This is a genomic window from Nostoc sp. NMS7 (assembly GCF_017115085.1).
In the GTDB taxonomy this organism is placed as follows: domain Bacteria; phylum Cyanobacteriota; class Cyanobacteriia; order Cyanobacteriales; family Nostocaceae; genus Nostoc.
Window position 1 is genome coordinate 1 of record NZ_JABXKJ010000019.1, and the last position, 6,721, is coordinate 6,721.

The 6,721-nt window shown below is 45.5% G+C and carries 6 protein-coding genes and 1 pseudogene; all 7 read left to right on the forward strand.

Features of this window, described 5'->3' with window-relative positions; all coding sequences use genetic code 11:
• Window positions 1-3 precede the first annotated feature (3 nt).
• On the forward strand, window positions 4-2,127 hold the full coding sequence (locus HWQ38_RS01395; protein WP_292789443.1) for an ATP-binding protein: 2,124 nt from the start codon (window positions 4-6) through the stop codon (window positions 2,125-2,127).
• Window positions 2,124-2,372: a hypothetical protein gene (locus HWQ38_RS01400; protein ID WP_292789434.1), complete on the forward strand. Its 249-nt coding sequence runs from the start codon at window positions 2,124-2,126 to the stop codon at window positions 2,370-2,372. The genes HWQ38_RS01395 and HWQ38_RS01400 overlap by 4 nt, the downstream gene beginning before the upstream one ends.
• Window positions 2,369-4,534, forward strand: a complete 2,166-nt coding sequence (locus tag HWQ38_RS01405; RefSeq protein WP_292789435.1) for a DUF4157 domain-containing protein — start codon at window positions 2,369-2,371, stop codon at window positions 4,532-4,534. Before HWQ38_RS01400 ends, HWQ38_RS01405 begins: the two co-directional genes overlap by 4 nt.
• Window positions 4,535-4,672: 138 nt before the next feature.
• Window positions 4,673-4,807 carry a hypothetical protein gene (locus HWQ38_RS01410; protein WP_292789437.1) on the forward strand — a complete coding sequence of 45 codons (135 nt, stop codon included), beginning with the start codon at window positions 4,673-4,675 and terminating at the stop codon, window positions 4,805-4,807.
• A 376-nt stretch (window positions 4,808-5,183) separates the two neighbouring features.
• Window positions 5,184-5,618 carry a hypothetical protein gene (locus tag HWQ38_RS01415; RefSeq protein WP_292789439.1) on the forward strand — a complete coding sequence of 145 codons (435 nt, stop codon included), beginning with the start codon at window positions 5,184-5,186 and terminating at the stop codon, window positions 5,616-5,618.
• A gap of 129 nt (window positions 5,619-5,747) precedes the next feature.
• A complete protein-coding gene (locus HWQ38_RS01420) occupies window positions 5,748-6,404 on the forward strand; it encodes a hypothetical protein (RefSeq protein ID WP_292789441.1) in 657 nt (218 codons plus the stop codon).
• Between the two features lie 97 nt (window positions 6,405-6,501).
• Window positions 6,502-6,721 (forward strand): annotated as a pseudogene (locus HWQ38_RS01425) (LysM domain-containing protein); the annotation flags it as partial.

The following is a 6,721-nucleotide window of genomic DNA, read 5'->3' on the forward strand; positions in this document are numbered from 1 at the left end:
TTTATGAACAACCTCGATTCTTGGAGAGCAAACAATGAAGAATACCTAGCAAATGAACTGGCTTGGCTACGCTGGCGTTTGTCTGAGTTTGCACAGTTACCTGATATTGAAAAGCCTAAAGTCACAGAAATGGCAATAGTGGAAAGGATGAATCCACCCCCAGCGCTGCTTCTCTTAGGCCAAAAGTTAGATTTATCTGACTTTGAACAACAGGTCTTACTGTTATGCATTGCAATGGAATTATATCCAGGTATAGCGCGTCTTTGCGCCAAAGCTTCAGATAATTCTCACCAGCCTTATCCTACCTTTGCCTTAGCTTTATCATTATTCGATGAACCTACTTGGGATGCCCTTTGTTGGGAACGACCTTTGCGTTACTGGCGATTAATTGAAATTCATCAGTCAGGAGTTCAACCGCTGACTACGAGTGGTTTACGGGTAGATGAACGTATATTAAATTATGTTAAAGGATTAAATTCTTTAGACGATCGCTTGGTATCATTACTGGTGCTGATGGAAACAGCAGAATGGAATGTAAAATTACCTCCATCTCAAAACGCTGTTGTCGAGACAATTATTCAGCAACTGCATCAAACGCATAGAGAACAACGTTTACCTATTATTCAGCTAGTGGGGGCAGATTCCCTCAGCAAGCAACTAATAGCCCAACATGTAGCAGCCCAACTAGATAAATATGTCTATCGTTTGTCAGTAGAATTATTGCCCACTCAGGCGGGAGAGTTAGAGACAGTTGCTCGTTTGTGGCATCGGGAAAGCTTGCTATTGCCCCTTGCGCTGTATTTAGATGCCCAAGAGGTTGACGGTAAACCGACTACAGAAGGACAAGCACTTCCCTTGCATCGGTTTCTTACCCGCAGTGGTGGTCTACTTTTCCTTAGCACTCGTGAAGTTAGGCAATTGGGTCTGCCGACAATTATCGTAGATGTTGAAAAGCCAACACTCACGGAACAAAAAGCAACTTGGACTGAGGCATTAGGAGGAGTAGCAGATAGTAGTCCGCAGCTTCTGGCGACTCAGTTTAACCTCAATTTAGTCACAATAGAGCAGATTGCCCAGCAAGTGTTGGGGGAAATGCCGTCGCAGGAAGAAGACCTAACCCCCCCAGCCCCCCTTCCCTGCGTTAGCGAAGCGGCACGAAGTGCGGGAAGGGGGGAGGAAGAGGAGGACTCCCCTCTCCTTGTAGTAGAGGGGTTGGGGGAGAGGTTCAACGAATCGGCTTGGAGAAAAACCTTGCGTGGTAAGCTTTGGTCGGCTTGTCTTGCTAGTACTCGTCCGCAGTTAGATACTTTAGCTCAACGCCTCGACCCGAAAGCAACTTGGGATAATATTGTCCTACCAGCAGAGGAGACAAACTTACTGCATCAAATTGCTGACCAAATCAGGCAGCGCAGCATTGTTTATCAACAGTGGGGTTTTCACAACCGCATGAATCGGGGCATGGGGATTAGCGCCTTGTTTGCGGGAGAAAGCGGCACAGGGAAGACGATGGCGGCGGAGGTGATAGCCAATGATTTGCAGCTAAATCTTTACCGCATTGACCTTTCATCTGTGGTTAACAAATATATTGGAGAAACGGAGAAAAATCTGCGGCGTTTGTTTGACGCGGCGGAAGATGGCGGGGCGATTCTGTTTTTTGATGAAGCGGATGCTTTGTTTGGCAAACGTTCTGAAGTGAAGGATAGCCATGACCGCTACGCCAATATTGAGGTGAATTATCTGTTGCAGCGATTGGAGGCTTATCGCGGTTTGGCAATTCTAGCAACGAATCTCAAGAGTTCGTTAGATCATGCCTTTATGCGTCGCTTGCGGTTTATTGTGAATTTTCCTTTTCCGGGTGTGGCTGAACGTCAGGTGATGTGGCAAAAGGTGTTTCCACCAGAGACACCAACACAGGATTTAGATTTTAACCGCTTGGCACGTTTGAATTTGACAGGGGGCAGTATTCATAATATTGCTTTAAATGCGGCGTTTCTGGCTGCTGGGGCTGGCACGCCTGTAACGATGCAGTTGGTGTTAGCGGCGGCGCGGGCTGAGTTTCGCAAGTTGGATAGACCAGTGAATGAGGCGGATTTTCGGGTTTTAGTATCTACGGGGGTAAGGGTATGAATATCAATATTGATATAGAAAAACTAATTTTAGAGGGAATGCCGATTTCTCCCAGTCAGGCGCGGTTGTTGCAAGCAGAGGTAGAGAGTGAATTGGCGAGATTGTTGGCTAATGAAGGTTTACCAGACAACTTGCTCTCAGGTGGGGTAGTGCCTGGTGGTGCGATTCAAGTGAAGCCTGGAACTAATCCCGCCCAAATGGGGCAACAAATAGCACAAGAAATATATCGAGGAATGAAACCATGAATCGTCAGGGAATCGCACAAACTAATCAGCAGGAAAAAAGTGAGACATCCCAAGTAAGTAGAATTTTACAGCGAAGTGCCGTTCGTTCGGTTTCGGAGGCAGAGATGCAATCAACAGAAGATAAAGAAGCACAGCCATTGGGTAATTCAGCTTTATCTAAAGACTTTAGCCGAGTGCCTATCAGCACAACAAAACCACAGCAGATTATGGCAAAACTGACGATTGGGTCACCGGGGGATAAATACGAACAGGAAGCGGATCGGGTAGCGGCGCAGGTGGTGCAGCGAATAAATGCACCTGCGTCTGTACAGTCAGGTGAAGATGAAACTGTTCAGCGAGAGGAGATGGAGACAAAAGATAACGAAGCAAGACTGATGAGGTCGCCAATATTACAGCGTCAGTCTAGTGGTGCTGGGATGGCTGCTACGCCAGACCTGGAAGCCTCCATTAACCGAGCAAGGGGGGACGGACAACCCCTCGCAAACAATGTCCGAGAACCGATGGAAAAGGCGTTTGGGGCTGACTTCAGTGGGGTGAAGGTTCACACGGATGCTCAAGCTAACCAGTTGAATCAATCAATACAGGCTCGTGCTTTCACGACGGGACAAAATGTATTCTTTCGACAGGGGGAATATAATCCTGGGAGTCGAGAAGGGCAGGAATTATTAGCCCATGAGTTGACTCATGTGGTGCAGCAGAATGGGGAGGCAGTGCGGCGATGGCCGGAAGCAAAGGGGATAGGAACCATGTTGACCGAGGGAGAAAATGGGATCGCGACAGCAACTACGAAAGTATCCAACAGCAATGTGATGACCGGACTGATACAGAGAGATATCGGCTTTGAATTCGAGACTAAACAAATATATACGAGAAAATTGAGGAACACAGATACTCTTCTCCCAGCAGCCCAAAACTTCCAAAATCCCCAAGAGGCAAAAGCAAAATGGGCTGAGGGCCAACGACTTGAAAAGGGTGAAGCCCTTCTCAAGAAGCCTGATATCGAAGTGCAAGCTGATGATAACGAGGACGAGTCCGACCTTGAGGTCGTCACGACACATTTTCCACTAGATGCGAACGGACGGAACAGATTGAATGTCGCGATGCAGGATTTAACTCTACTCGTTAACGCATATACCCCCTTATACCATCAAATGCAAGGTATAGTGCCAGCTAAGGCTCTCAACGGCACCGCAGGGTTTAATACCACGATGGAGAATGGGATGTTTTTGGGGAATTTTGCAACAGCTCAAACCGCCCCACAGATCACATTTGGTATTCGAGTGGGAAATGTCGCTGACATCGTGCGCGATCTGCACGGTGACCCTGATGAGACCCCCGCAGAGAAGACAGTACGCGATCCGGGTCGGCTGCGTATGCGCCCGCCAAACTCAGCGAATCCTAACGAGCCTAGAGACCTATTACCTGGAGAGGAGGCGCAAACGCTCATCACTGGTAGAAGTCTGGCGCGCTCTGCAATTACTAACTATCAACAGAAACATCAAGATGCTCCCCAAACGGGACAGCCAGAGCTTGAGGGTTTCCTTACGATAGTGTTCTCGTATTGCGAGAGTATGGACTACAAGCAAAAATTTCTCAAGAATCATACCCCACTCATGGCGAAGACAGATATTGCCACAATATTTACGACGCTGCCTGATCCTGTTCAGAAGCATTACTCCCAAAAGGATGGTACTGGAAGGTCGAACTTGGAGAGGTTAGTCGAAACCTCTCCTGGCTACGCCCAAAGGATGAAACAGCGACTGTTCGACCTGGCTCAGCAGCCAAGACTCGCAGAAGACGACCAACCTACTGGGGAGCAACAGTGGTATCACAGGCTAACCCTGGAGAGTTGGCTAAGAGAAATTGTATTGCGAGATCGAACTAAAATGGAAGCGATCAAGCAGATATTCAAAGATAAGTACGAGGGGAGCAAAAAGAGACCAGGCAAAGATCAACTGAGTAACAAATATTTCCCTGACAAACCTAGGAAACAGAACGTAGAGGGGTACGCTGCCCTAGGAGAGAAAATGGATGAAGACGTGACCAACCCGGCAACAAGGTTGCCCATATTCGAGCTGAGATCCGCGAGCAAACGGATCACCTATATCGCAGCGCAGCAATGGGCGCTCCATCTCTTCGATTACATACGGTTGCTAAACTAAAACCCATAGGGAGGACATACTCGAATTCCCTAGTAGGAAGAGGAGTCCGAACAGGGACATTAAGCGCTCTATTACCTTTGTAGAGGTAGATTAGTCTTTGAACGTCAGCCATAGCCTTTTATTATTAGTTGCAGTAATATGCGCGCTCGCCAGTCTCCGCTAAGTGAAAGTACCGCAAAGAAAGATGGGGTTTCAGGTGTGCCAAGAGAACAATTGCGATCGCCTTCAGCACCAGCGCAACAAGCGTTGCCATTATTTGCTGGTTCAACCTGATTTCAAAGCGTTCGCTTATGTATGAAGGTTGATGAGCGTGCGATTATTTACTGGTTCAAGCTGACCTCAAAGCGATCGCCTATGTATGAAGGTTGATGAGCGTGCGATCGTGCGATTATTTACTGGTTCAAGCTGACCTCAAAGCGATCGCCCATGTATGAAGGTTGATGAACGTGCGATCGCACCATAATTTGCAGGTTCAACCCAACCTCAAGGCGATCGCCCATGTATGAAGGTTGAAGAACGTGCGATCGCGCCCATTATTTGCTAGTTCAACCTAACCTCAAAGCGATCGCCAATGTATGAAGGTTGATGAGGGTACGATCGCTCTCATAGCAAACTCGAACTAATCTTTTATTCTCTTACCAAAAAGCTGATGTTAGACTTTATTCTCATCACTGGCGATCAAGCCATATTCAACCCCATCTTTGGCAAAGCAATAGTTGTAGTGCGTCCTTTCATTTTAAAAGGTACTGCCATACCAACAGTTAACAAAAAAAATATTTGCGTTGTTGGTGACGAGAAAAAAGTTATTGTACCTGGTTGTTCTTACATAAGTCCGCCAAATATCACCCCTGGTACAGGAACACTTTCCATTCAATCCTTAGCCATCAATCAAAAAGCTAGAAAAGTTAAATCTACCCGAAAAGCAGTATTGCTCAAAGGTACTACCTTCATAGCGAGATTTCAAGTTATCGTGCCAGCTCAAATACCGCCAACACCAGTAACACCAGCAATACCAGACCCCATTCCTTTGTATTCTGGTACGGGATACTTTACTACTACAAATATGACAACAAAAGGTACTTGATAAAAATTTGTAGAGACACAATTTTTTGTACTCTTATTGACTATACGATCACCAATTTAAAAATTTGCCTTGAGCTACGCGATCTCAATAATTAGTACCAAAAACTACAAATGATTTAGGAATAATTTTATGTCCCACTTTCCTGGTGCGCCACGTTTATTAAAAGGAACGATCGCCATCCTTGATGCTGTCACCTTTCTCCCCAAAGGAATAATCCTATTGCAATACAATCCTGAAACACTCAGACGCACTTTACAGGTAAGAGGTGCGGGTTCTGAAGGAAGCGATCGCCTAGAAGCTTTGCGTCTAGTTGCACCACCGTTAGAGACTATTCAACTAGACGCAGAAATTGATGCTACAGATCAACTGGAGTTTCCTACAAAAAATCCAGATACAGTGTTGTTTGGCATATACCCTCAATTAGCAGCCCTAGAAACCCTGATCTATCCTAAAAGCAGCCAAATTCAGACAAATAATCAACTCGCCCGCACAGGTGTTTTAGAAATCTTACCAAATGAGGCGGATTTAAGTGTATTTATATGGAGCTTAAATCGTGTAATGCCAGTACGCCTCTCTGAGTTCAGCATTACCGAAGAAGCATTCGATTCTAAACTAAATCCCATTCGTGCCAAAGTCAGTTTAGGTATGCAAGTATTAAGCACAAATGACTTGAGATTTGACCATAAAGGCAGCAGCTTGTTCAGAGTCTATCACAAGCAAAAAGAGCTTCTAGCTAAGGTAAACACGGCTGCGATTGTTATCAAGACAGTTGCTTCTTTCTTATAAACTTGGCTATCTTTAATTATGAATTATTTCATCTGTAAGTTTCTCAAAAACATCTTGGTAAATATAAGTTTTTAGTTGTAAAATAAAAAAGAGTAAAATGTTTACTGAAAGCAGTCGTTACTACGATGTAGAAATTGCCAAGTGGCAAACAACATCAAATCAAACTATCAGTTACCTCAGACGCAGATTTTTACCGTCATCACAAAGGTTTGAGATTCTTCAAGAACATCAAGTCAGCGAAGGCGATCGCCTAGATAATATCACTGCAAATTATCTTCATGACCCGGAAGTTTTTTGGCATTTATGCGATGCTAACA